Here is a 23,687-nt window from a genome sequence, read left to right on the forward strand (position 1 = left end):
TTGGGGCTAAGTTGATTGGTACTAGCACGCACTTTTGTAGCCGGGAGTTCGCCAAATATGGGTTCAGCCGTGGGAGTTGTCTTAGGGGCGCGGTTCATGCCGCTTAGACAACTGGCGTCTTTGAGACGTGGTCCATCGGCTCAAAGCGAGGCCGAGACCGTCCCTCAGGCTCGGTCCGGTCCGCCCACCGCGTTCCAACCCATAGTTGGCGGACGGTAGGCGGCCAGTTCTCACTAAGATGCTGTAAACGACTAATTTTACACCATGAGTGCGTGGTGACAATGCTTCTAGCTGATTTTTATCTTTAGCTACATAACAAAAAATGACCAGCCAACTGAAAATTCAGCTGACTGGTCATTTTTAGAATAGCTCGTCCAAGGACCAACTATCAAATTTACAGGTTAATGCTTAAAACTTAACTTCGTTTTCAGCCTTGCCCGTTTCGATCAATTGCTTGTTATTGTTCAAAGCAAATTGAACCATGTTCTTAACGGCAGTCTTGGTGTAGAAGGCAATGTGTGGCGTAACCAGAACATTTTCGCGCTTCATCAAGTTCTTCAACCGTTCGTCAGGAATAGCATCGAAGCTGCCAAAGTCGGTGTTGAAGATACCAACTTCGTCTTCGTAAACATCCAAGGCAGCACCGGCAACCTTGCCGCTGTCCAAGGCACGGATCAAAGCATCAGTGTCGATAAGGGCACCACGGGCAGGGTTCAAGATCCAAACGCCATCCTTCATCTTGCTGAAGGCATCATCGTTCAACATCTTGTCGTTGTCCTTCGTTGCTGGGGCGTGTAAGGAAATAACGTCAGCTTGGGCGTACAATTCGTCCATGGAGTCCACGTAGATCCCTTGCTTTTCCAGTTCTGGGTTGTGGTAAACATCGTAAGCGATGACCTTAGCACCAAAACCTTGGTAGATCTTCATAGCAGCGCGGCCAATCCGACCAGTTGCCACAACACCAACCGTCATCTTGTTCAATTCGTCAGCAATGTCTGGGGCCCAAGTCAGGTCACCGTTGGCTTGCTTGCGGTCGAACGTAGGGGTCCGACGTAACAAACGCATCAGTTGGGTCACCGTTAATTCAGCGATGGCTTCTGGTGAGTAAGCTGGGACGTTCGTAACCTTGAAGCCGTTACGCTTAACAGCGTCAGCATCAACGTTATCAACCCCAACGTTCCGTAATGACAGATTAGTTACCCCATTAGCGGCTAACTTGTCTAAGACTGCCGCCGTGTAAGGCTTTTGTTGGTAGACAACTGCGCCGTCATAGCCCTTAGCAAGATCGACCGTCTTTTCGTCCAGCAGATCTCCAACAGCCTTAACTTCAATCCCTTGGTCCTTTGACCATTGCTTCAAGTAAGGTTGTTCATCGTCACGAATGCCATAAGCAATAATTTTCACAGTTTGTTCCTCCTAAAAAAATATCTGTTTCATTTCTGAAGCACTTAATTAGTTTAACACAAATCTTGGCTTGTGCACCACTAAACACGTATTCCGTGTGCCGCCAAATATGCTAATTTGTGTTGTCGGCTCTGATGCTTGAAGGCCCATTCCGCGTGAAGCGCGTCGTGTTTAGTGTCAAATTCCTCGCTGTAGAGCACTTTGAGCGGTCGATGGACCTTGGTGTATTTCGCGCCTTTGCCGGCCAGGTGTGTGGCAAATCGTTTGGCAACATCCGTGGTGAAGCCGCCATACAACGAGTTGTCTGCGCACAAAAGCACATAGAAATAATACGCCTTATTGGCGGCCATAGAGCAACGCCTCCACTTCTGGCGTGTAGTGGCCCTGCGCATCATACACGGTCAGTGGTGCGGGAAAACGTACGCCACCGGGCTTGCCGTCCTTGATGGCTTCAACCAGGACCATATTGGCTTCACGGTTGGGTTTGGGGTAGACCAACCGAATCCGCTTAGGTGCCAACCGATTGTCAGCCATGAGCTGGAGCAACTGGAACAAGCGGTCCGGTCGATGGACAAAGTAAGCCTTGCCGTTCATTTTGAGTAGTCCACTGGTCGTTTCAACGATGGTGGCCAGGTTCGTCAAAATCTCGTGACGAGCAATCGCCAGGTAGCGATTCGGATTCTTTTGACTGTCCGGCAAATCCTCAAAGTATGGCGGGTTGCAGGTCACCACATCCGCCGAATCCTTGGGAATCCACTGATTCACCTGCGCCAAGTCACCCTCGTAGACAGTCATTTGGCCCGCTAACTGGTTCAAGGCCACACTGCGCCGCGCCATGTCAGCCAGCCGCGGTTGGATTTCCACTTCCGCAATCTGCCCACGGGTCTTGTGACTCATAAACAACCCCACCGCGCCGTTACCAGCACACAGGTCAACGGTTTGACTGCTAGCGCGCAACGGGAGTTTGGCAAAATCCGCGAGCAACACGGCGTCTAGCGAAAAGGCAAACACTTCGGGACTTTGGATGATCTGAATATCTTGACTGTATAACTGGTCGATCCGTTCATCGGGTTTCAAGGTCAATTTGACCACCCACTTTCAAAATTTTTAGAGATAACTTGCAACGGTGCCGTTTTTTTTGCATACTAGATGAAATGGTCTCATTCGAGAGGAGCGCACCACATGTTTTATAAATTTCTACGTGGCGTGGTTTGCACGATTCTATTTCTCATCAATGGTCGCGCCCGCTACGTTCACCAGGCTGACTTACCGGATGGCCCCTACGTCTTAGTGGGCCCGCACCGTACTTGGTTTGACCCGGTCTACTTCGCGATGGCGGCATACCCGCGCAAGTTCAGTTTTATGGCAAAAGAAGAATTGTTCCAAAACCCTATTTTCCGATGGTTGTTGAAACATGTCAATGGTTTCCCAGTAAATCGTGACCACCCGGGTCCGTCTGCTATCAAGACGCCCGTGCGTATCTTGCGTCAAGGCGACTTGTCTCTGATCATGTTTCCTTCCGGTTCCCGCCATTCTAGTGAGCTCAAGGGAGGCGCGGCAGTCATTGCCAAAATGGCTGGTGTTCCGTTGGTCCCCGCTGTCTATCAGGGGCCGTTAACCTTCAAGCAACTGTTCTCACGCAAGCCCGTAACGATTGCCTTTGGCGCACCGATCGTCATTGACCGGAAAATGAAGCTCAACGAAGAAGGCCAAGCCGTCATCGAAAAACAGATGCAAGCGGCCTTCGACCAACTCGACCAGGAGATCGACCCTAATTTCCACTACGTCGATGTCACGGGGGAAAAGAAAGAATAAGCAAAAAGGATTGTTCCGCCAGCAGCCGCTGACGAGAACAATCCTTTTTTGACTACCAATCTTTAACTAACACTGCCTTACTGATAGTCACCAATCCTGGCTGACGCAGGCCCTGTTTTCACTAGTCTTAGTGGCAAAAACAACATATTAATTCCACTTTCAACGTTCCAGACCATAGTTGGCGGACGGTAGGCGGCCAGCACAGACAATTCTACTCCACGTGCGCCGCGTTTTGCAGTTCGATCATGTCGTAGTAGTAGCCGCGTTGGGCCATCAGCTCGTCGTTGGTCCCGCGCTCGACGATTTTCCCTTGGTTCAAGACCAGAATCAGATCCGCGTTTTGAATCGTAGACAACCGGTGAGCAATCGCAATCGTCGTCCGGTTTTCCTGAATGCGGTCCAGCCCGTTTTGAATCATCGTTTCCGTTTCCGTATCAACGTTAGCCGTGGCTTCATCCAAGATCAGAATCTTAGGATCCGTGACCACCGTTCGGGCAAACGTAATCAGCTGGCGTTGGCCGGCCGAATACTCCGTCCCCCGTTCCAGCACTGGTGTTGCATACCCTTGTGGTAGCTGATCGATGAACTCGTCAGCCTGAACAAAGTGGGCCGCGCGTTGGACCTGTTCATCCGAAATATCCGGATTGAACATGCGGATATTGGTCTGAATGTCCCCGTAAAAGAGCTGCGGTTCCTGCAAGACCAGCCCCATTTTCGACCGTAATTCGGCCGCTGGATATTCCCGGATATCGCGACCATCAATCAAGACTTGACCTGATTGGAATTCATAGAAGCGCATCAACACGTTGATCGTTGATGTTTTCCCTGACCCCGTCTGGCCGACCAAGGCGACCGTTTGCCCCGGTTCTGCCACGAACGAAACGTCGCGTAAGACCGGGTGTTCTTGGTCATAAGCAAAGGTCACGTGGCGAAATTCAATCTTGCCGGCCGTGATTTTGGCGTCCGCTACCGGATGCTGTTGCGGTGCCAAGGTCTGGTCATCAATGATCCGTAAGACCCGTGAGCCCGCGACCATCCCGTTTTGGAAATCACTGAGGTTATCCATCATGTTACTCATCGGACTGTAGAAATTGTTCAGGTAAGTAATGAAGGCGTAAATGACCCCGGCCGCCACGACCTCGTGGACCCCGCGAATCCCAAAGATTCCCAGGACAATGACCGTGCCCAACGCGTAAAACAGGTTGATGATGGGACTCAATAGCAGTGAGTTGGTCCGAATCATATCGCGCCGCGTGCCGTAATAGGCCTCGTTGGTCTTCTCAAAGTTTTTAGCCGTCCGCTTTTCTTGCCGGAATTCTTGAATGACACTGATTCCAGTAATAGCCTCGGCCAACTTAGTGTTCAGTTCACTGAGCCGTTCACGCATGCGCCGGTAGACCTTGGAACTGAACCGTTGGTAGTACCAGATCGTTAATGCCAGGAATGGTACCAAGACCAGCGTCCACAACGCCACAGTCACGTCGGTCACGTACATGGCAATGAATGACGAAATAACCGCAAACAGTGCCAGCACCAAGGTGTTGAACAGTGCCCAGAAGTTTGAGAACGTCATGGTGTCGTTCATCAGCCGCGACAGGATCGACCCGCCCGGCGTTTGGTCAAAGTAGCGCATCCCCTTACCATGTAAATCATTAAAGAGTTTGCGGCGAACATTTTCCAGCATGTATTCAGCACCCATGGTACTGGTGTAGTTTTGCCAGAACTGGAAAGTGGCCTTCACGATCATGCCGAACAGATATAGCCCGGCAAATAGCCACATGATAACGATGGTAGCGTTACTGGTTCGTAAATACTTGTCCATGTAGGTCTGCAGCAGCCACGGCAAGAAGACATTGACCGCGCTGATCAACGCCGACAGGACCACGGAGCCGATGAAGAACCACTTATACGGCGCCGCAAACTTGAAGAGCCGCTTGATCACCGTCAGTTGTTCCTTGCTGGACATGCTGTGGGCCCAAGCGGACTTGTGCGTGTTATCTGCCATCACTGATGCCTCCCTTCACTTGTGTTTCGAGCTGTTGCTGGTTAAACATGCGTTGATACCAGCCGTGCGCCGCCATCAGCTGTTCGTGGGTCCCGCGTTCGACCACGGCCCCCTGATCCAAGACCAAGATTTCGTCGGCATTCATGACGGAACTTAACCGGTGGGCGGAAATAATCGTGGTCTTATTGGCCCGTTCGGCCTTCAAGTTTTCCAAGATCTCCGCTTCCGTCTCGGCGTCCACGGCTGACAGCGCATCATCTAAAATCAGTAATTCCGGATTGATCAACAAGGCTCGGGCAATCGCTAGCCGTTGCCGTTGCCCCCCAGATAAGGAAATGCCTTCTTCACCGACTTCGGTATCGTACCCCGCCGGTAATTTAGCAATTTGCCCCGCCAGGTCACTCTTTTCTGCCGCGGCCTCTACCTGCGCTTGAGTGGCGTCGGGCCGGGCAAAGCGAATGTTTTCAAAAATATTTGACGAGAACAAGAAGCTTTCCTGTGGCACGTACCCAATGGCTGGCAAATAGCTATCCAGCGCGTACGCCTTAATGGGATGGCCACCAAAGTCGATTTCACCCGTGTAGTTGTCAAACTCCCGCAGGATCAATTTCATAATCGTCGACTTTCCTGCGCCGACCCGCCCCACGATACCGAGCGTGTGACCGGCTGGTAGCTCAAAGTCGATCCGTTTTAGACTGGCCCCCGCGTTATCGGGGTAGTCAAACTGCTGGACGTGATAACTCAGCGTTCCGGTTGGCCGCGCCTGAATCCCATTGGTCTGATCGATGATGTGGGTCTTTTGGGCCAGCAGATCCATGACCCGGTCATAGCTGGCATTGCCCCGTTCCATGGTATTAAACAGCATCCCCACGGCAAACATCGGCCACACCATCATCGCCAGGTAGCTGATGAAAGAGACCAAGTTCCCAATCGTAATCACGTTATGTGTGACGAACAGCCCCCCTAAGACGATGGTGGCCACGTATGAGATTGAGATGATCAGGGTGATTGCGGGGTCAAACATCGAATCCAGCCGGTTCACGCGTCGGTTGATGGCAATCGTCTGATCGACCTGGTGATCAAAGTCAGCAACATCGGCGTCGTCTTGGCCCAATGCTTTGATGACCTTGATGCCACTGATACTTTCCTGGGCCTTGTTATTCAGCCGCGAAAATGCCGCCTGGGACTCACCAAAAGCCCGGTGAATTTTCTGTCCCAAATACCACGAGATGACCGCGAGAAATGGGAATGGCACGATAGCCAGCAACGTTAGCCGCCAGTCGATCAACGCCATCATGGCGATCAGCGTCGTGCCCCCGGTAATGATGGCATCGGCGAACTGCAGAATCCCCCCACCGGCAACCCGTTGGACGGCTTCCAAGTCGTTGGTTGCGTGGGCCATCAAGTCCCCAGTCCGGTACTTCTGGTAGAAGACCCGGTCCATTTGCATGAAGTGGTTGAACAGCCGGTTACGTAATAGTTGTTCCAACCGTGCCGCTCCGCCCCAGATGGCGTTACGCCAAATGTAGCGCGTGCCGTATTGGGCAAGGGCCGCCAGCGTGACGAACAACAAATCCATGGCTAGCATGCGCCCCGTCATGGTCTGCCCGTGAATGCCGTCGACCATGTTCCCGATGATCCGCGGGGGAATAATCGCAATCAACGCGGTTAACAACAGGCCAATGACCCCCACTAGGTATCGCCGCCATTCCAATCGGAAATACCAAGATAGTTTGCGAAAAATACTCACGAACATCCCTCCTTAAAAATTAGAATATGATTAAAATATAGCACAGACTTACTCATTTTACTGGAAATTTGAGAAATTACAACGAAAAAGACTCGCCCCAGGAAGAAACCTGGAAGCGAGCCTCAAATAAACCAACTTATTTTTTGTGCGCATTTTGTTGCATGGCGTTCATCATTTGATGAAGTTTCCGCTGTGAAGGCTTTTGGCCCATTTGCAACATCATTGCCCGTAATTGGTCTTCGTTGATTGGTGGATTGTCTTTCAGATAGTTTTCCATGTACTTCCGTGCGCCGAAAAAGCCACCCGCTGCACAGGCCAACCCCACGACGATCACGATTAAGATCCAGATCCAAGTTGCCAAGTCGTTTCCCCTCCTTTGATGAAGTCATTCATTTAACAATTCTACACAAACTTAACCCAAATTAAAAGAGCGAATCCTAAAAAGGACCCGCCATGACGCCTTAATCGTCCCGCAAGCCCTTGTCGCGTTGAATCTGCCGGACCTTTTCCGGGGTAACTTCCTTGCCATCCTTGTTGTAGACCTGGAGCATTTCCACTTGGCTACGGAAGCTGGCCTTGAAGAGTTTCAGGTATTGTTGCCGCAGGCCGGCGCGTTCCGTCTTTTCAGCGGGCGTCAAGCCTTCAGCCTTGTTTTTGTGTGCGAGTTCATTGATGCGGACCAATAGCGTGTCCATCGTTGGTTCTGCCATGAACAGTCCTCCTTGTAAAAAAGTATTTGAGTTTAGTTACGAGATTTCCTTGAAAATTCAAGTCGATACCTATCATATCAGGGTTATTTTCAGATTTCAACTAATTCACCCGAACATCTGTTTGAAAACGTTCGCTACCTATGCTACAATTGCACTAAACAAAACTACGAATGACGAACGAGGTGGCAGAAAAAATGAGTAAGGCTTCTGAAAGCAAACAAATCGCCGTTCTCCGCTTCATTTGGGAACGGGTCAATGAAAAAGGGTATCCCCCTACTGTCCGGGAAATTGGAGAAGCCGTCGCGCTCTCTTCAACCTCCACGGTCCACGGTCACATCGCCCGTCTGGAAAAGAAGGGCTTGCTAGTCAAGGACCCGACTAAGCCACGGGCATTGGAAGTCACCCCCGCTGGTTTGGAAGAACTGGGCGTCCACGAAGAACAAACTAAGATTCCTGTGCTAGGCACCGTTACGGCTGGTGAACCCATTCTGGCCGTCCAGGAAGCCACGGATTACTTCCCTGTGCCACCAGAATTTGAAAATGACGATGACCAACTCTTCATGCTAACGATTCGCGGCGAGAGTATGATCAACATCGGCATCCTCAATGGCGACCAAGTCATCGTCCGCCGGCAACAGTCCGCTGACAACGGTGATATCGTCATTGCCATGACGGAAGAAAACGAAGCGACCTGCAAGCGATTCTTCAAGGAAGCTGATCACTTCCGGCTCCAACCAGAAAACGACACGATGGCGCCGATTATCTTGAATCACGTCAGCATTTTGGGTAAAGTCGTGGGTCTCTTCCGCGACGATGTCCACTAACTTTGACATACTTAGATTAAAAGCCAACTCTCAATTTTCGAGGGCTGGCTTTTTTCTGGTTAAATCACTTCGCCTTGGTAATGGCTTTCTGGCAGCGTGGAAAAATCATAGGCTGCCAGGGCTTCGGCTTCGCGGAGGTAAGCGTGCAGTCCTTCCGCTAACATTAAGTTCAAGATAGTATCCTTTTCGTGCAAGACCACGATTGGCTTCTTGCTGTGGAAAGCATAACCAATCTCAAAGGCTGTACCGGAATCGACCTGGTCATCCACGAAGTCGACCAAGGCGACCACCACGTCTGCCTGATCGATTTGTTGGACGTCCATTTGGAAGGTTTCCGTCGCCCATTTTGGTGTGCCCATTTCTAAATCACGGATTTCATTCAACCGCGGGCTAAAAACGTTGCCCACCCGGGGATTGGCAGCTAAGGCCTTTTCCGCCCGTTCAATCCGGGAAATCTGTTCATCATCAAAGAAGGGGCCTGCTAAGTACACGTTAGTCAATCGAATCTCCTCATTTCTCTCTCGAATGTCCTTATTATACCGGAAACGTTAACTCTATGCGATAGGTTTTTGATTAATATTCGGTTATAATTCCTCAAGAAGCCGTTTTCAAGTTCTCAACTAAAGAAATATTCGAGTTTGCCTATTACTTCACGTTCACCCCTGCTTGACGGCCGCCCCCTAACCTTCCCGGCTTCTTTCATGCTATACTTGACTTAACTTATCATGCGGAGGGGTTAACATGTTCTTAGGAATTGCGATTTTGGGTGCCATCTTCATTGTCATTACCTTATTTTCGGTCATCAACGCTGGCCATCGGGGAGAGTCTCGGCGGGGGCCATTACTTGTTTTAGTGCTCACAATTTTAATCACGGCCGGAGCCGTTTGGAAGCTACCTTACTGGTCTGGCCAGCAAAAATCGGCCCAGTCCACCGCCAGTTCCGTCTCCCAGACGTCGACCATCAGCTCACAGTCGGGCCAAGCGTTTGCCAGCAGTGACCACACCATGACTCAGGCCGACGCCGAAAAGCAGGTCACCCAGCAACTAGCCAAGTCATTGAAGAAGTTGGGGCCCGTAACCTTTGACAAGGCGACGAAGACCTACACGCTGACAATTACCAACAAAAATTTGAAACAGACCATCAAAGGCCTCCACGCAGATCCAAGTCAGGCTAAGCAAGCCAAGTGGCCCAAGTTTGCACATAACTTCATCCAGACCAGTGCCTCATTAAAGAAGGCGCTGGGCAAGGGCTACAGCCTGGTCATGCGCGTTGGCAAGCAGTCGCCGGTCCTGGTCTACAAGGACGGCTACCTCACGAAAAACCAATTTGAATAGGTATTATTGAAAATGAAAGCCGGCACGTTTCGGTGATCTAAAGTAAATGCAAACGAGCCTGGGATGTTTGGTCCCGGGCTCGTTTTTTATGGAAATTTAAAGGTTGAAAGCTGAATTAGTGCCTTGACTCCCGGAACAACAGCGTTTTGTCCACCCAAACTAGTGAAACCAAGGCCTGCGTCAGTCAGGATTCCGCCTGCTCTGGGGAACACCTCCAGCCTGAGGAGCGGTCTTCCGGTTCGCTTGAAAGACTGGCAAGGACCGCCAGTCTCTCAAGTCGTCCCACGCTGTAGGCTGAGACAAAACCTCAGCCAACACCGTCGCCACAGCTGGATCCACCCTGGCTGCCTCCGGCGAGGGTGATAATTGTCAGCAACACTGTGTTAGTTAAAGGCGGACTGTCAAATCAGCTGTCACCTGGGGCTGAACCAATTGTTGCTGGTATGCACTGCTGTAGCCGTGAGTCCGCCAAATATGGGTTCAGCCGTGGGAGTTGCCTTAGCGGCACGGTTCATGCCGCTTAGACAACTGGCGTTTTTGAGACGTGGGTTTCCGGCTCAAAGCGAGGCCGAGACCGTCCCTCAGGCTCGGTCCGGTCCGCCCACCGCGTTCCAACCCATAGTTGGCGGACGGTAGGCGGTCAGCTCAAACTACGAAGCTGTGAACGACTAATTTTAACGTGAGAAGTCGCGTGGCGATAATGCTCCTAGCTGATTTTCATCTTTCAACCTTCAGATGCAAGCTTTTATTGTTGGCGATATTGGCGTTGCTGGTGTTGCCGGCCGGCCAAGTAATATGGCGCGGTCTCTTTCCCGACAGCCAGTTGGGTATCACGACCGTCGTTACTCAGCTGTTGTTGGAAAATAGCTTCGTATTCAGAGACACTGACGGCCCGGCGGTTGGTTAATTGTTGCGCCAAAGTTGCCTCGTCAAACCCATCGCGGTAGGTCGGCTGCAGGATACCGCTGAAGAATTCTCCCTCGGCTCCCGACCCATAACTGAAGAAACCTAAGCGTTCACTGCCAGTCAAGGTGCCGTGCCGCAGTAAGGACAAAAAGCTCAGATACAAGGAACCGGTATACAGGTTTCCCACCTCGCGATTGTCCGCTTGACTAGCCTCAAACGCCGCCGTTAAAACGGCCTGTTGCGGGGTGGTTGCCTCTGGTAAAATCTGCCGCAACCCCTTGCGCCCCATTTTTGTGAACGGGAGATGAAACACAAAGGCGGAGAAATCAGCGATTGACCGTTGCGTTTGTGCTTGGTAATCCGTCCAGACCGTCTTGAAAAAATCTAGGTAGACGTTGGTTGAGTATTTGCCATCGACCAGCGCCTCGGTCCGGTAGGTCGGCCGCCAAAAGTCCATCACGTCTTCGGTATGGTAACTGCTGACGGTATCCAACGCTAGAATCTGCGGGTTCGCCGTGACCAGCATGGCAACGGCGCCGCCTCCCTGGGTGACCTCACCAGCCGTGCGCAAGCCATAGCGCGCAATATCGGCCCCAATGACCAGTACCTTGGCCGTGGGGTGAACCCGCACAAAATCGGCCGCCAATTGTAAGCCTGCAGTCGCTCCATAGCATGCCTGCTTCAGCTCAATGGCACGCGTGTTAGCTGGCAATCCCAGTAAGTGCGCCAGGTACACGGCCGTCGCCTTAGAATTGTCCACGCCAGATTCGGTGCCAAACAAGACCATGCTGATCTCAGCCTTCGTGGTCGCTGTGAGAATCTGGCTCGCCGCATTGGCTGCCATAGTCACAACGTCTTGTGTTGGCGGAATGACCGCCTGCTTAGATTGGCCAATGCCAATGAGATACTTATCAGGATCATCCCCCCGAGCCTGTGCCAGATCGACCATATCTAAATACAGCCCAGGCGTATAAAAACCAATCTTATCAATGCCTACAGTTACGGTCATGGTGTCAAAGTCCTCCTAAAATCTTCTCGTTAAGTTAACGGCCATTGGTCGTGTTTTGACCAGTACCCTCTGATTTTTTGTGTGACAATCGTGCCTGTTCTAGTCAAATTACTTTAGCACGACTCACTAGTCATTGGCAAATTTCTTGAAATTGTATGATACAATTCGACTAGTGGATATTCTCACACAATAGCCGTTGTATAGCTTTTTGTCTATTACAATTCGCCTTTTTTCAGCTGATGTAAGGTTCGCTTCAACTGGGCCTGAGTGTCTGCTGTGACGACTGGATACGTTGGATGAATATTCTGCAGGCGTTTGACCAAAATGTTCGAGACAATTAGTCGTGCAGCTCCCTTATCATCGGCGGGAATAATGTACCAAGGCTCCTTCTTCGTGGCCGTATTTTCCAGCATCTTGGTATAGGCAACTTGATAATCAGCCCAAAAGGCCCGTTCACTCATGTCACTGGGCGAGAATTTCCAATTCTTGCTGGGAATCTCGATGCGCCGTTCGAACCGCTTCGTCTGTTCTTCACGGGAAAGGTGCAGGAAAAACTTGATGGTCACAAAGCCCTGATGCCGCAAGTACGTTTCAAAATGACGGAGGTCATGGTAGCGCCGATCAAAAAATTTATCACCGACGTCCGCCAAGGTGTTCACACCTGGTAGATTCTGTTTCAACAGCATTTCCGGGTGAACGTGACTGATCAAGACATCTTCATACTGTGAGCGATTGAAGATTCGAATCTCTCCGCGCTCTGGCAATTCTTGATTGACGCGCCATAAGAAATCGTGATTCAGTTGTAAGTGCGTCGGTTGCTTGAAGCTGATCACACTGGTACCCGAGGGATTCAACCCGCTAAAGACGTGGCGAATCAGCCCGTCCTTCCCCGCGGTATCCATCCCCTGCAAGATGATGATGACACCGGTCTTCTTTTGCGCGTACAGCCGCGTTTGCAGGTCACTTAAGGTGGCCACGTTGGCCGCCAGTGCATTGGTGATCACGGCCTGTTCTGGTCCACGGTCCACCCGCGTAGCCAGCTCACTGAGATTGACGGGGTCTTCCCCGGTACAACGGTAACGACTTTCAGTACTCAAAACGCATCGCCTCCTGTTATTAAAAATCATAGCATTCTTTGCCACCCATGACTGGTTAAAAGTGTTAAAATTCACGAAAAAACTTTTTCCTGTCGAAATGAGTGCGTTTGTTCGGCGGCCTTGCTATACTTAACTTGTAACCACTTACCAAGTTCATGAAGGAGTTTCCAATATGAAAAAAATTACGGCATATTTTGTGCGTCATGGCCAAACGATGTTGAATCATTATAACAAGGTCCAGGGCTGGATCGACTCCCCCCTCACGGAAAAGGGTCGCGCCGATGCCAAGCGCGCTGGCGAACAGCTCAAGAACGTTCAGCTGGCAGCCGCCTACAGTAGTGACTCCGGTCGCGCCATTGAAACGGCACGCATCGCCCTACGGCAAAATCCAGAGAACATGAACATCGTGTCTTACCAATACCCTGAATTTCGGGAACAGTGCCACGGCTACTTTGAAGGCAATGATTTAAATCAAATGTGGCAATTCGTTGGCGCCCAGGTCAAAATGACTTCCGAATCCGCAGTTCTGGGCACCTACGGCTTGGAAAAGGCCCGCGACTTGATTCACAAGGCCGACCTCTACGGAGAAGCCGAAAGTAACGACATGTTCTGGGAACGTTTAGACCGCGGCTTTAACAAGCTTCGGGATAACTCGAAAGACGGTGACACGGTCTTAGTCGTTTCTCACGGGATGACGATTCGTTCCATCGTGGACCGTTACGCCCCAGAACTTGACGAAGGTGTGGCCACAATCAACGGGAGTATCACGAAGTTAGAAATTACCGATGATGATATTCACGTTGACTTCTTCAACAAGACTGATTTCCAATCTTAATTTCTTTTCCTAGGGAGGACAGACTCATGAAAAACATTCATCGCTCAGCCAATAATCGCGTCTTTGCTGGGGTGCTCGGCGGCCTCGCCGAACACTTCGACTGGAACGTGGGCGTCGCTCGGATCTTATTTGTGGTCTTGGCCATCACGCCCGCTTTTCCCGGCATCATTGCCTACTTGATTTTGTGGATGATCATGGGCGATCCTGAATAGTCAGCTTCTCATGCAGTTCCCCGATTTTTTCGGTCGAACTGTTTTTTTAGTTGACGTGGCCGCACCAATCTTCTAGAATTTAGGGTGTAACTTGTTACGTCATGAGCAATGTGCTTGGTTGCTCCAAATACAAGGAGGTCTCTATCATGGCAAACTCAGAAAAGACTTTGGTACTGGTAAAACCTGACGGTGTCGCAGAAGGACACGTTGGTGAGATTATTTCACGGCTGGAAAGAAAGCGCTACCAAATCACGGCATTAAAGGTTATTCGCGCCACTCCTGAACAACTTGAAAGGCACTACTGCGAACAGGTCGACAAGCCCTATTTCCACGAAATCGAGACCTACATGATGGAGGGCCCTTTGGTCGCTATCATCGTGACAGGGACCGATGTAGTGAAGGCCGTCCACAATTTAGCGGGCAAAACACGGCCTAACGACGCCCAACCCGGGACGATTCGCGGCGACTTTGCTCATGAATATCCCGATGGCATCCTGAGAAACATCGTACACACCGCGGATAGCCGCGAAAACGCGCACCACGAAATCGCCATCTGGTTCCCTGAACTAGCGGTCGAAGCCCATCAGCAACAAGCAGCTAAGCAACAAAAAGTCACCGAATAGAAAATCGGCGGGTCTCGCAACTGAGGCCCGTTTTTGTGCCATCTCTGCTATAATCAACTGTAGCTAAGGTGGTGAATCACAATGACTTTTCCGGAAGATATTTTTGAAGCGGCGGCCTACGAATGGCTGAAGCAACAGGACTTGACGCAACACACGCCCAAGGAAGTCACCAATGCTTTGACCGAGGCCATCAGACAAGCCAAGGGCTTAGCACCAGCGACTGAAGATCCGTGGCAAGCTAAACCATAACCAAAGGACTGATTCCATGACCGGTAAATTAGCCTACATCGACGCACTAGCCTTGATCCCGCATCCCGAGGGCGGCTGGTACCAACAAACGTTTCAGAGCAACGATAAAGTTTTTGATAATACCAGCCAAGATGCCCGTTACCAGTACACGAGCATTTACTTCTTGCTGGACGACACGCATCCCTCACATTTCCACCGACTCACTCACGACGAGCTGTGGTTCTTTCACGACGGTGCGCCCATCACGATTCACTGCATCGCCCCCGATGGCAACTACTCGCAGGTAACTCTGGGCGCCGACGTCACTGCCGGTGAACGCTTGCAGTTCAAGGTCCCCCACGACACGATCTTCGCCTCGGAGGTGACCAGACCCAATGCGTTTGGCTTGGTCAGTTGTGTGGTGGCCCCCGGCTTTGATTTTGCAGACTTCACGTTGATGAGTCGCGAAACGTTGCTGGCTGATCATCCGGGGTTGGTGGCTGTGATTGAACGGTTGACGGATTAGGAAATAGATTTTTTTACCGCAGTTGTCCCCACTTAAAGGGCCACGTCTCTCCAGCTCGAAAAGACGTGGCCCTTTTTAATTCATCTTTAATCGACAGCATAACACACTTTTAGCAAGTTTAGCTGATAAAAAAATCACGCTTATTCCTCATCCGAATGTAAATCGTCATTGGCCACCAGTCTCGGAACCAAATCAAATACAGTTCCTATAATACTTAAAAATCCACCACTCGCAAAGACAGTCCCAATAATAGTATGCCCCAGCATAATTAACCAAAAAGAAGCAACAATAAACAATCCACAAAGCATAAGCCCACCGATCATTGCAATCCAAGCAAGACGACCACGTCGCTTTTGACGCTTACTTTCCAATTCACGACGGTGCCTGGACTCGTCCACACCATTTTGAATAATTTCTTTGGCGGCATCTGGATAAAGCTTTTGATAGCCTTCTAAAATTGCTGGATGAGGAATCGGTCCAGAATACATCTCCATCGTTGCAATAATATGTTCTTTATCTTCAGGTGGCAGGTGCTGAATTTTGTCTAAGATTTTCGTGTTTGTGCTTAATTCATCCGATTGTTCACTTTTCGCTTTTTCCTGTGTGGTGTTTGGTGAGCTGTCTGTCATACTTGATTACTCCCGACGCCATATCCTCGCCAACTTTCTTCCAGTCATTCGAAATGGCTTGGCTAGCTGTTTTATTTTTTTGAAATTTAAGGGAATCTTTCGCACTTACCCGCGCTGAAAAAGTCAGATGCTTAGTCAGCGACCTGACAATCTTAGCACTTGTAGCATTCGCCATCCTCATAAAATTAGAAACACGAATTGAGTTGAAGTCTTGCATGATTACTCCTCTCCTTTCAAGTAAACCTAGTTTAGGGTATCCTAGAAAAATTAGCAAGTTAAATATTCTTTAACACTTGAGTTAGCAGCATCGCAACCACCTTCCTTACAAAAATTTAGTAGCTTTATTCAACTATCCAAACAAAAAGTCAGGAACCTTCCTACATAGAAAGACTTCCTGACTTTTTTACTACAATCCAAATATTAAGGAGAGTACAGGATTTAAGCTTCCCATAATGCCGGCCTTTTAAGGCTGTTTGCGCAAAAAACGTGCAAACAAATGTTTCTAAACTAAATTTGTTCCCCCAATTACCTTGCTCACGCGAACGTAGGTTCGTATAATTGAAACCGAGATTGTACACAAAAAAGGCGCCCACCCCGTCAGGAGTGAGCGCCTTCGTGTGTTACTTGATAAAACTGTTAATCTTTTTGTTGCCACTAATAAATAATCCATTAGCAAGCTTAATCCGGGTAGTATCGCCGTATACAACTACCTTAGAAACGTCAAATTGTGTCCCAGCCGGTTGCCAATCAACAACTTTATGAAGCGCCTTATCCCTGTACCGATGTGACCCATGTACCGATTTAACTCGTTTAACGCCACCCTTAGGGCTATAGTACAAGCGATTAACGTTAGCCCGGTTGGACGTAATATACAGTCCATTTGCTAACTGGAACCGGGTAATTTTACCATACTTTACTACCTTAGCAATCGAAAAAACAGTGCCCGCCGGAAAATGGTCTACCTTATGTTTGAACTTAATATCCTTATAGCGATTAATTGGCGTCCGGGCATAGATCATCTTGGGATTGTATCGGTAGTAGATGGCCTTCTTCGGCTTAGTTGCCTTAGTTGCGGTGCCATAGTAGTAGTTTGAGTACATTTGGGACACATCGAAACCACCATAACACCCAGGGAAGTGCATGCTTGACGTCCATTGCCAGCCGTTATATCCAGTATAAAGCTTAAACCCGGACGGGTTATAAGGATAGTTAGCCACCCAACCGCCACGGCCCGAGTTGTTCAATGGCACCGAATTAATCCAGCTACCCATCGTATAAACGTCCGTCTTAGGATAGCCCATGCGGTGGACTTCGTTGATCCAAGCCTTAACAATTTTGGAGTTCTGATTCCAACCAGAGTTGGTGGCTTCAAAATCAAGTACGATCACACTGTTCTTGCCCAATCCTGCCTTAAGCGCACTTCGGGCTGCCATCCGGGCTTCGGCCTTAGCCCCAGCCACTGTCGTAAATCGGGCAAAGTGATAGCCGTTGACGTGTAAGCCAGCAGATACTGCGTTACGAATGCTCGGCTTGGCCGTTTGGTCAGTGAAGTACGTGCCCTCGGATAGCTTAGCTATCATGGCTTTAACCCCATACTTTTTCATCGCACGCCAATTGGCAACGGTCATGAGCCCATTGTTATTGGACGTATCCACAACATCATAATGCGGCATTACTTCACATCTCCCTCCGTAGTGGCCGTGCCTTCTGGCACATTTAAGGGTGCTGGTTCAGCGGGCTCTGTTGCAGACTGCTTGTCCAGTTGTGCTTGCTTATCAGCGAACGCTTGCTCTGTGTCCGCCAGAGCCGCATTGTATTCAGTCTGCTTTGTTTGGGCTTTCGTATTAGTACCCGACATGAGCTGATAGGCCTTCTCAATAGCCGCGGCCACAAGAACTGGATCAACATTATGCCCCCATCCTTTTAGTTGGGAAATCACACCGGCGATTGCTCGTTCTCGTTTCTCTTCTCCTGGCATTTCATAGTTCGTTGATAATTTGTGAACCCAACTTGCGGCCAATTGATCCACTATGCTTAAAACTTCTCGTTGACCAGCGGACTTGTTCGCTGCAATCTTGGTTTTCAATGCCGGGTTGATCCGGGTAAACCAGCCAACCAGGGCAAAAATTAAGACACCTAAGATACCGGTGTCACTGAGTAATTTAATAATCTTCGTAAATTCGTTCATGCGTTTTCCTCCTAAAGCTCACCATACCGTTCCCGGTACGCTTGATTCTCACGTTCTAAAGCGGCATTGCGTTTTCGTAAAGCTTCATTTTCACTAACCTTCAAGGCAATCTGCTGGTTAAGTTCTTGTTCCATGGCATCTTTCTTAGCCTTCAATTCGTTCAAATCTTTCGCAAATTGTGCTTGATCACTCTCACGTTCTTTACGAAGCGACTCATTATCGGCCTTGACTTGTTCCATAATGTACTTCTCCATGCCCTGACGATCATGGTCAGCTTGCCGTGTGTCAGAATGATAACTATGAATAACAGCCCAGATAGTGGTTGCAAACGTTCCCAGTGCGCCTAAAGCAACTGCCCAGGACTTAATATCCATGCGTGTCCCCCCTAATCAACGTACCGACTAGCAAGAACAGCATGAGTAAAGCGAACACCCACGTTAGGTTAAACCGCACATCAAACAAGCCCCGAACAATAAAAGCCACTGATAAGGCCCCCATTGCCGGTGATAGGGCGACTAGGCCACTATCGCGTAACCACCGCTGATTGTGAAAGACACCAACCAGAATAGCGATGCCACAGATAATTAACCACAATGAAAACCACCAGTCGTCAGCAAAGGCAAAGATTGCATGTTCAGCTGGTGAAGGTGGTGGCGGTGGCGTCACCCGTGGATCGTCTAAATAACCTTGATGAAACCAGATATACAAACCGCCTATCATTGAAAATAAGCCAAAACAAAAATGATTCCAATGCGAAAAGGCCCGTTGAACCGGGCCATCTTTAATACGATGCAATCACTTCACCCCTTTCCCACAAAAAATCCCATCAAAAAAGCACCAATCATCAATCCTAGGCCACAGGCGTAGAAGATGAGTCGGTGCTGGTAGAGTTTTTTGCGGAGCCAAGGACATTCTTCACATCGTCCTGCAAGTAGGCTGGGACTTCTTCAATAGTACGACCACCGTCCAAAACGTTGGCGGCATAGATAGCGGCTAAAGCTGAAAATTTAAAGTTTAACATAGTTTATTATCTCCTTATTTGTTTGATTGTAGTTGTGTCAAAGCGGCTTGGGTATCAGACCGAAACGGGACTGGTACGGCTTCAATGGAACGTGTGCCGTCAATAATTGCATGTGCGTAAATCTGTGCCAATGCAGAGTATTCCATTTCCATCACCTCCTAAGATTCACTTGCTGCCGAACTAGCTGGGGCTGCTGAACTCGTTTCAGCTGAGCCAGTGTCAATCGGAGCGCTAGTTGTTGCCAGCTGTGAGGACAAGTAGTCGACAGCCTCCATCAAGCCTTGCTGAGTCAACGCATTGGCTGACTTAAGGCTTTTATTTTCAGTTTGCAATGACTCAACCTGTTTAAGCACTTGAGTATGCGGATCATAAGTTACTTCGGCGTCTGGATCATCCACACACAACATTTGTGGCTTGCCGTCCGAACCTATGATTTGTTTTCCATTATCATCTAAGGCCGGTACTTGCTTCATCTTGACCATCTTCCAACCGATAAATTGGTCAACCCCGTAGGGAACCGGTCCTAAGGCGTACACGGCATAACCGTCCGGCTTATCAATCGGTGCGGTTGCGTAAATTGTTTTCATGTTTGACAATCTCCTTTGCTTTTTTGATCGAACAGTTGGGTTTCACATACTTATGATAGAAGCCATATGAGTTGGTGTGCTTTAGCCAGCCCCAGTAGCTAATCATACTGGCCGCATCATGGTACGTTAGGTGGTCTTTACGCCCAACTTTGGCTGCCTTCCTACGAATCCGGAGAGCTAACTTACGGCGTAAAGTGACATGGTCGCGGTAAAACCGATAGCCCAGAAAGTCAATCGGTCGACTACCAACTCGAAAAAGCTGCCAGTTAGGCTTGATGGCTAGTCCTTCGGCTTTAAGATAGGTATCCATCTGGTCACGGGATCGATGCAACTTCTTTTTGTTACCACTCAACATGACTAGGTCGTCCATATATCTGACATAGTGCGGTACCCGCCAGTTGTTTTTTACCTGATGATCAAAATCCTCCAGATAAAAGTTGGCCAGCCATTGTGAAGTATACAAGCCTAGTGGTAATCCCGGTGAGTATGAGTCAATAATCGCCCCCAACAGTCGTAAAACTTGCGGATCTTTAAAACGGTGTTGCAGTTTTAGTTTCAGAATGTCTGTGTTGATTGAAGCGTAAAAGTGGTGAATATCCATCTTGAGACAATACTTGGTATGTTTGGGGTCGTTCTGTAACCACTTTGGGATCACCTTGCGCCCCTGAGCCATCCCACGACCGGGAACGGTGGCCAGATTGTACTCATACATGCTTTTTAAAAAGATTGGCTGCAGCACCAACATAATCGACCAGTGAATAATTTGGTCCGGGAAAAACGGGGTTGTGGTTATTTGACGGTCCTTATCCATTTCATGGGCTGTCCATGTTTTGACTTTGGCCGGCTTGAATTCACCCGACAGCAATAAATACTGGATCTGCTGAATCGTTTCTTCTTCATGGCTGAGCCTTCGGCTCACCGACTTTCGGTGCCGTTTTCCAATGGCTGCCTGGTGAAGTGCTAACTTAATGGTTTCCGGATCCGCAATATCATGGATCAAATTACCATAGCGTTTCAATCAATCACTTCCTTCTGAATTTAAATAACTTATTAACCTCAAGAACTTTCAATTTACTTACTAGCCCCTGCTTTGTAGCGGCGAATTTTTACCAAGTGGTACGGAGTCGTTGATGCATTACTTGTGTTTGCCGTGTTTCAGTTAATATGGAGGCGAGAGCCGACATTGGAGTTCGTGTCAGACGACGAGTTGTTGCCGTTCCAGTACCAAAGACCGGAGTTGCCAGCGTTCCAATTCCAGCTGCCTGCATCAACAATCCCAAAAGTCCTGGGGGAGAAATCCCCCAGACCTCCTTACAAAGCCTTCTTAAGGAGGCGAGAGCCGACATAGGAGTACGCGTCAGACGACGAGTAGCTGCCGTACCAGAACCAAAGACCGGAGCTGCCAGCGTGCCAAAACCAGCCGCCACCAGTGTAGACCACATAGTTACCACTGCCATAAACATAGCCATAGTCATGATAGTAAGTGTTGTATGAATCACTATTGAAAGAAGTTGGCGCCGTTACTCCAGGATGCTCCTTATCAAATCCAAGGCCAGTAATATTTCCATTCTCAGAATTTAATGAATAATTGAGCTTGTAATAGGGACTTGTGAACACGTCTGACGCATACTTAGTTGCGTCATCGCATGAGTATAGAGACAAGCTATTAATGTTTAATCCGTCTGTCCACATTGCCAAGTTTCCATAGAGATTTTCAATCCCGCGGTAAGTCATTGGTTTGGCACCGCTGGTTACAAATCCAGATGACCCTTTCACATTGTCAGTAGCTCCGTTGTTCATTAAGGAGTTCCCAGTATTGTCGGTGTTCCCTTTCATAATTGACTGGGAATCGAGAGTAGCGAATTCAATCGTGAACAGAACTTGCAAGGCGTCTAGTGTATGCACGTCCCACAAGTGATAGCCCTTCTTACCATCTGTGTTATTAGCAACCGCTGAACTTCTTAGCTGAACAATAGTTTGACTAGCTGTTGGCGTAGCTCCAGTTTTTGACTGTAATTTGCCTGAAGCAATCGACCCTTCGTATCGGGAAACATCGACATAGTCTAGCTCTTTCTTATTGCCAAAATCATAGAAGCAGTTTGGCAAATACCAATCGTCGCCTTGCTTAACCAACGAAACTTGCCAAGTGCTTAATGGTTTATTTTTGTCTTGGGTTTTACGGATGTAGAATTTTGGCACGCGAACAAACGTGTTGCCATACGAATCGGTGACGGTTTTGTCCATCAATCCCCATGGGCCACGAGTATCAAAGTCGTTTTGAGCGCCATTGATACCAGCTTTTAGACCCACCGCAGCATCGGTCCGCTGTAAGGCACCAGATGAAGAACCATCCCAACTAACGCCGTAAATGTTACCGTCAACGGTTGGCAATGGGTCGCTGACCGTAAAGTAGCCGCTTGACCCGGCTGCATTTTCAGCATTAAGGCGGAACAAGTAATCACTTCCAGCTTCAATGCCATCAGTAACCGTCCCAGTAAGGCTATCAGGATTTAGTGCAACTTTCATCCAGTCCGTGCTGCCTTGCTTTTGATACTCCAGGCTGTATCCGGTTATTTCAGAGCCACCATCACTTTTTGGTGCCGTGACCGTGTAGTCGAAACCTTTTTTGCCAGCGTCGTACTCAACTGTCAGTGACGGGATTCCCGGCACTACGGCGGTCCCCAAAGTAATCACATCAGTATAGTCACTGGAACCCACCGCGTTTTGGGCTGCTGCTTTGAAGTCATACGTCTTCGGAATGTCAACGCCAGTGAGCTGGCCGGTTAAGTCATCTGGCTTAACAATGACCGTTGTCCAGTCATCCACGCTATGATCTTTCCACAGCAAATTGTACTGTAGGATGTCACTGAAACCGTCCTTCTCAGGCGCAGTCAGTGTATAGTCAAAGGCTTTGCTAGTTGCGTTGTACTTAACTGCCAGCTTTGGAATTCCAGGCGTCTTCGCTGTTAGAATCCATTTCCATATGGTTGTAGTACCGTTATAAGTGAAGCTCCACATCGCCCCGTCTGGACCTATCCCGTAGCCGGTAACTAAGCCGTCAAAATCGCAGAAATATTCTCCAATAAGCGAATGACCAGTTGGGTTATTTTTAGCGTCAATGTCAACTAAGAGCTTGCCGGTATCTTTGGTGCCGATAATCGCTTTCAGTTTGGTATCCACGTCTTCCCCACTAGCAATCACAAATTTAGCGGAGCCATCGTCACCAGTTAATTTATGTTTTTGCCAGTTAACAGTGTCCGCAGCCTTGACCTTGTCGCCAACCTGTGTGTCCGCATATTCCTTGGCCGATGTGAGTGCTTCCGCGTCGCCATCGGAAACATCCTTGGTGGTCGCAATGGCATTGCCTTCACCGTCCACCGCACCCTTTTCCAGCGTGACGGATTCCTTGAAATCCGCCGGCTTGCTACCATCGATGACGGTGGCAGGGATAAGGCTTTTTACATCGTCCGTTTTGACGTAATCGGCCAAGGTCACCTTCAATTCCTCGTTGGTCACTGCACCAGCTGGGTTGATTGATAGGTCGACGTTACTGGATTGACCCACTACAGTTTCCAGATCAATTCCTAAAGCCGACCCCATTGCATCTTGATGGATATAAACGGGATCTTTTAACACGGTGACACTGTACAGCACCTCCTTACCATCACCATCGACAGCGAACAATCCAACCGAATTCATTTGATAATCATTTGGTGCTTTTGTTTGGTCGATTGCGATATTTACATCCACCGTGCTGTCATTGATGACTGTCACGGTATTAATGTCAGCCGTTTGCTGAACGTTATCCAGCGACGTTAGGACTTGTAGCTCGGTAACCGACTGATTAAAAAGATTAGTGGTACTGATTTCTGCTTTGGTAAATTTGGCCGTTGTTTTATTGGCGATAAGCCGTGCGGCTATTGACTGGGCGGCAGTCGTGAAGATGGTTGTTGCGCTTCTCTGCTCGTCATTACTTGCCACTA

Annotated in this window: 29 protein-coding genes; 8 read left to right on the forward strand and 21 right to left on the reverse strand. The window is 49.2% G+C overall.

The features are described from left to right. Positions 1 to 408: 408 nt before the first annotated feature. The 3 genes from EKM83_RS06960 to EKM83_RS06970 form a co-directional block, all read right to left on the reverse strand. Entirely contained in the window at positions 409 to 1,404 is a 996-nt protein-coding gene (locus EKM83_RS06960) for a D-2-hydroxyacid dehydrogenase (protein WP_125575914.1), read from the reverse strand. Between the two features lie 80 nt (positions 1,405 to 1,484). Next, entirely contained in the window at positions 1,485 to 1,754 is a 270-nt protein-coding gene (locus tag EKM83_RS06965; RefSeq protein ID WP_125575915.1) for a GIY-YIG nuclease family protein, read from the reverse strand. Then, positions 1,741 to 2,496, reverse strand: a complete 756-nt coding sequence (locus tag EKM83_RS06970) for a tRNA1(Val) (adenine(37)-N6)-methyltransferase (RefSeq protein WP_125575916.1) — start codon at positions 2,494 to 2,496, stop codon at positions 1,741 to 1,743. Before EKM83_RS06970 ends, EKM83_RS06965 begins: the two co-directional genes overlap by 14 nt. Before the next feature lie 90 nt (positions 2,497 to 2,586). Here EKM83_RS06970 and EKM83_RS06975 point away from each other — a divergent pair, with 90 nt between their 5' ends. Beyond that, positions 2,587 to 3,219, forward strand: a complete 633-nt coding sequence (locus tag EKM83_RS06975; protein WP_125575917.1) for a lysophospholipid acyltransferase family protein — start codon at positions 2,587 to 2,589, stop codon at positions 3,217 to 3,219. Between the two features lie 211 nt (positions 3,220 to 3,430). On the opposite strand, the gene EKM83_RS06980 is transcribed toward EKM83_RS06975, so the two are convergent. The 4 genes from EKM83_RS06980 to EKM83_RS06995 all read right to left on the reverse strand — a co-directional run bounded on the left by EKM83_RS06980 (position 3,431) and on the right by EKM83_RS06995 (position 7,684). After that, the gene (locus EKM83_RS06980; protein WP_125575918.1) at positions 3,431 to 5,224 is read right to left on the reverse strand and encodes an ABC transporter ATP-binding protein; all 1,794 of its coding nucleotides are present in this window, start codon (positions 5,222 to 5,224) and stop codon (positions 3,431 to 3,433) included. Beyond that, the gene (locus EKM83_RS06985; protein ID WP_125575919.1) at positions 5,214 to 6,974 is read right to left on the reverse strand and encodes an ABC transporter ATP-binding protein; all 1,761 of its coding nucleotides are present in this window, start codon (positions 6,972 to 6,974) and stop codon (positions 5,214 to 5,216) included. Before EKM83_RS06985 ends, EKM83_RS06980 begins: the two co-directional genes overlap by 11 nt. Positions 6,975 to 7,110: 136 nt before the next feature. Continuing rightward, positions 7,111 to 7,335, reverse strand: coding sequence for a YneF family protein (locus EKM83_RS06990; protein ID WP_125575920.1), 225 nt, complete (start codon positions 7,333 to 7,335; stop codon positions 7,111 to 7,113). 100 nt (positions 7,336 to 7,435) lie between these two features. Next, positions 7,436 to 7,684, reverse strand: coding sequence for a DUF896 domain-containing protein (locus EKM83_RS06995; RefSeq protein ID WP_164505614.1), 249 nt, complete (start codon positions 7,682 to 7,684; stop codon positions 7,436 to 7,438). 194 nt (positions 7,685 to 7,878) lie between these two features. Here EKM83_RS06995 and lexA point away from each other — a divergent pair, with 194 nt between their 5' ends. Then, positions 7,879 to 8,508 (forward strand): transcriptional repressor LexA, encoded by a 630-nt coding sequence (lexA, locus tag EKM83_RS07000; RefSeq protein WP_125575921.1) that lies wholly within the window; start codon positions 7,879 to 7,881, stop codon positions 8,506 to 8,508. Between the two features lie 59 nt (positions 8,509 to 8,567). On the opposite strand, the gene EKM83_RS07005 is transcribed toward lexA, so the two are convergent. Continuing rightward, positions 8,568 to 9,008: a nucleoside 2-deoxyribosyltransferase gene (locus tag EKM83_RS07005; protein WP_125575922.1), complete on the reverse strand. Its 441-nt coding sequence runs from the start codon at positions 9,006 to 9,008 to the stop codon at positions 8,568 to 8,570. 241 nt (positions 9,009 to 9,249) lie between these two features. Between EKM83_RS07005 and EKM83_RS07010 the strand changes: the two genes are divergently transcribed. Then, positions 9,250 to 9,843 carry a hypothetical protein gene (locus EKM83_RS07010; protein ID WP_125575923.1) on the forward strand — a complete coding sequence of 198 codons (594 nt, stop codon included), beginning with the start codon at positions 9,250 to 9,252 and terminating at the stop codon, positions 9,841 to 9,843. A gap of 745 nt (positions 9,844 to 10,588) precedes the next feature. On the opposite strand, the gene EKM83_RS07015 is transcribed toward EKM83_RS07010, so the two are convergent. Both EKM83_RS07015 and EKM83_RS07020 read right to left on the reverse strand, forming a co-directional pair. Next, positions 10,589 to 11,758, reverse strand: coding sequence for a hydroxymethylglutaryl-CoA synthase (locus EKM83_RS07015; protein ID WP_125575924.1), 1,170 nt, complete (start codon positions 11,756 to 11,758; stop codon positions 10,589 to 10,591). A 215-nt stretch (positions 11,759 to 11,973) separates the two neighbouring features. Beyond that, complete coding sequence (locus EKM83_RS07020; RefSeq protein ID WP_125575925.1) at positions 11,974 to 12,855, reverse strand: PPK2 family polyphosphate kinase; 882 nt, start codon at positions 12,853 to 12,855, stop codon at positions 11,974 to 11,976. 172 nt (positions 12,856 to 13,027) lie between these two features. Between EKM83_RS07020 and EKM83_RS07025 the strand changes: the two genes are divergently transcribed. The 5 genes from EKM83_RS07025 (at position 13,028) to EKM83_RS07040 (ending at position 15,279) form a co-directional block, all read left to right on the forward strand. Continuing rightward, complete coding sequence (locus EKM83_RS07025; RefSeq protein ID WP_125575926.1) at positions 13,028 to 13,690, forward strand: histidine phosphatase family protein; 663 nt, start codon at positions 13,028 to 13,030, stop codon at positions 13,688 to 13,690. Positions 13,691 to 13,716: 26 nt separating this feature from the next. After that, the gene (locus EKM83_RS07030; RefSeq protein ID WP_125575927.1) at positions 13,717 to 13,902 is read left to right on the forward strand and encodes a PspC domain-containing protein; all 186 of its coding nucleotides are present in this window, start codon (positions 13,717 to 13,719) and stop codon (positions 13,900 to 13,902) included. Positions 13,903 to 14,048: 146 nt separating this feature from the next. Then, entirely contained in the window at positions 14,049 to 14,525 is a 477-nt protein-coding gene (gene ndk, locus EKM83_RS07035) for a nucleoside-diphosphate kinase (protein WP_125575928.1), read from the forward strand. Positions 14,526 to 14,606: 81 nt separating this feature from the next. Continuing rightward, complete coding sequence (locus tag EKM83_RS13300) at positions 14,607 to 14,774, forward strand: hypothetical protein (protein ID WP_164505615.1); 168 nt, start codon at positions 14,607 to 14,609, stop codon at positions 14,772 to 14,774. A 16-nt stretch (positions 14,775 to 14,790) separates the two neighbouring features. Next, entirely contained in the window at positions 14,791 to 15,279 is a 489-nt protein-coding gene (locus tag EKM83_RS07040) for a cupin domain-containing protein (protein WP_125575929.1), read from the forward strand. Positions 15,280 to 15,419: 140 nt separating this feature from the next. Here the strand turns inward: EKM83_RS07040 and EKM83_RS07045 are convergent, their stop codons facing one another. The 11 genes from EKM83_RS07045 to EKM83_RS07080 form a co-directional block, all read right to left on the reverse strand. Continuing rightward, a complete protein-coding gene (locus tag EKM83_RS07045) occupies positions 15,420 to 15,908 on the reverse strand; it encodes a DUF2335 domain-containing protein (RefSeq protein WP_191987405.1) in 489 nt (162 codons plus the stop codon). After that, positions 15,862 to 16,125 carry a hypothetical protein gene (locus EKM83_RS13305; protein WP_164505616.1) on the reverse strand — a complete coding sequence of 88 codons (264 nt, stop codon included), beginning with the start codon at positions 16,123 to 16,125 and terminating at the stop codon, positions 15,862 to 15,864. The genes EKM83_RS07045 and EKM83_RS13305 overlap by 47 nt, the downstream gene beginning before the upstream one ends. Before the next feature lie 403 nt (positions 16,126 to 16,528). After that, positions 16,529 to 17,581: a GH25 family lysozyme gene (locus tag EKM83_RS07050; RefSeq protein ID WP_125575930.1), complete on the reverse strand. Its 1,053-nt coding sequence runs from the start codon at positions 17,579 to 17,581 to the stop codon at positions 16,529 to 16,531. Further along, positions 17,581 to 18,096, reverse strand: coding sequence for a hypothetical protein (locus tag EKM83_RS07055; protein ID WP_125575931.1), 516 nt, complete (start codon positions 18,094 to 18,096; stop codon positions 17,581 to 17,583). The genes EKM83_RS07050 and EKM83_RS07055 overlap by 1 nt, the downstream gene beginning before the upstream one ends. An 11-nt stretch (positions 18,097 to 18,107) precedes the next feature. After that, positions 18,108 to 18,470, reverse strand: a complete 363-nt coding sequence (locus tag EKM83_RS07060) for a hypothetical protein (protein ID WP_125575932.1) — start codon at positions 18,468 to 18,470, stop codon at positions 18,108 to 18,110. Next, entirely contained in the window at positions 18,460 to 18,891 is a 432-nt protein-coding gene (locus tag EKM83_RS07065) for a hypothetical protein (RefSeq protein ID WP_225418640.1), read from the reverse strand. Before EKM83_RS07065 ends, EKM83_RS07060 begins: the two co-directional genes overlap by 11 nt. 55 nt (positions 18,892 to 18,946) lie before the next feature. After that, positions 18,947 to 19,117 carry a CD1375 family protein gene (locus tag EKM83_RS13310; protein ID WP_011667838.1) on the reverse strand — a complete coding sequence of 57 codons (171 nt, stop codon included), beginning with the start codon at positions 19,115 to 19,117 and terminating at the stop codon, positions 18,947 to 18,949. A 14-nt stretch (positions 19,118 to 19,131) separates the two neighbouring features. Then, the gene (locus tag EKM83_RS13530; protein ID WP_258522740.1) at positions 19,132 to 19,263 is read right to left on the reverse strand and encodes a hypothetical protein; all 132 of its coding nucleotides are present in this window, start codon (positions 19,261 to 19,263) and stop codon (positions 19,132 to 19,134) included. Between the two features lie 12 nt (positions 19,264 to 19,275). Continuing rightward, the gene (locus tag EKM83_RS13450) at positions 19,276 to 19,704 is read right to left on the reverse strand and encodes a hypothetical protein (RefSeq protein ID WP_225418641.1); all 429 of its coding nucleotides are present in this window, start codon (positions 19,702 to 19,704) and stop codon (positions 19,276 to 19,278) included. Continuing rightward, positions 19,673 to 20,722 (reverse strand): RNA-directed DNA polymerase, encoded by a 1,050-nt coding sequence (locus tag EKM83_RS07075; protein ID WP_125575933.1) that lies wholly within the window; start codon positions 20,720 to 20,722, stop codon positions 19,673 to 19,675. Before EKM83_RS07075 ends, EKM83_RS13450 begins: the two co-directional genes overlap by 32 nt. 293 nt (positions 20,723 to 21,015) lie before the next feature. Continuing rightward, the gene (locus EKM83_RS07080; protein WP_125575934.1) at positions 21,016 to 23,685 is read right to left on the reverse strand and encodes a fibronectin type III domain-containing protein; all 2,670 of its coding nucleotides are present in this window, start codon (positions 23,683 to 23,685) and stop codon (positions 21,016 to 21,018) included. Positions 23,686 to 23,687 lie beyond the last annotated feature (2 nt).

It is taken from the genome of Levilactobacillus angrenensis, assembly GCF_003946085.1.
Taxonomy (GTDB): domain Bacteria; phylum Bacillota; class Bacilli; order Lactobacillales; family Lactobacillaceae; genus Levilactobacillus; species Levilactobacillus angrenensis.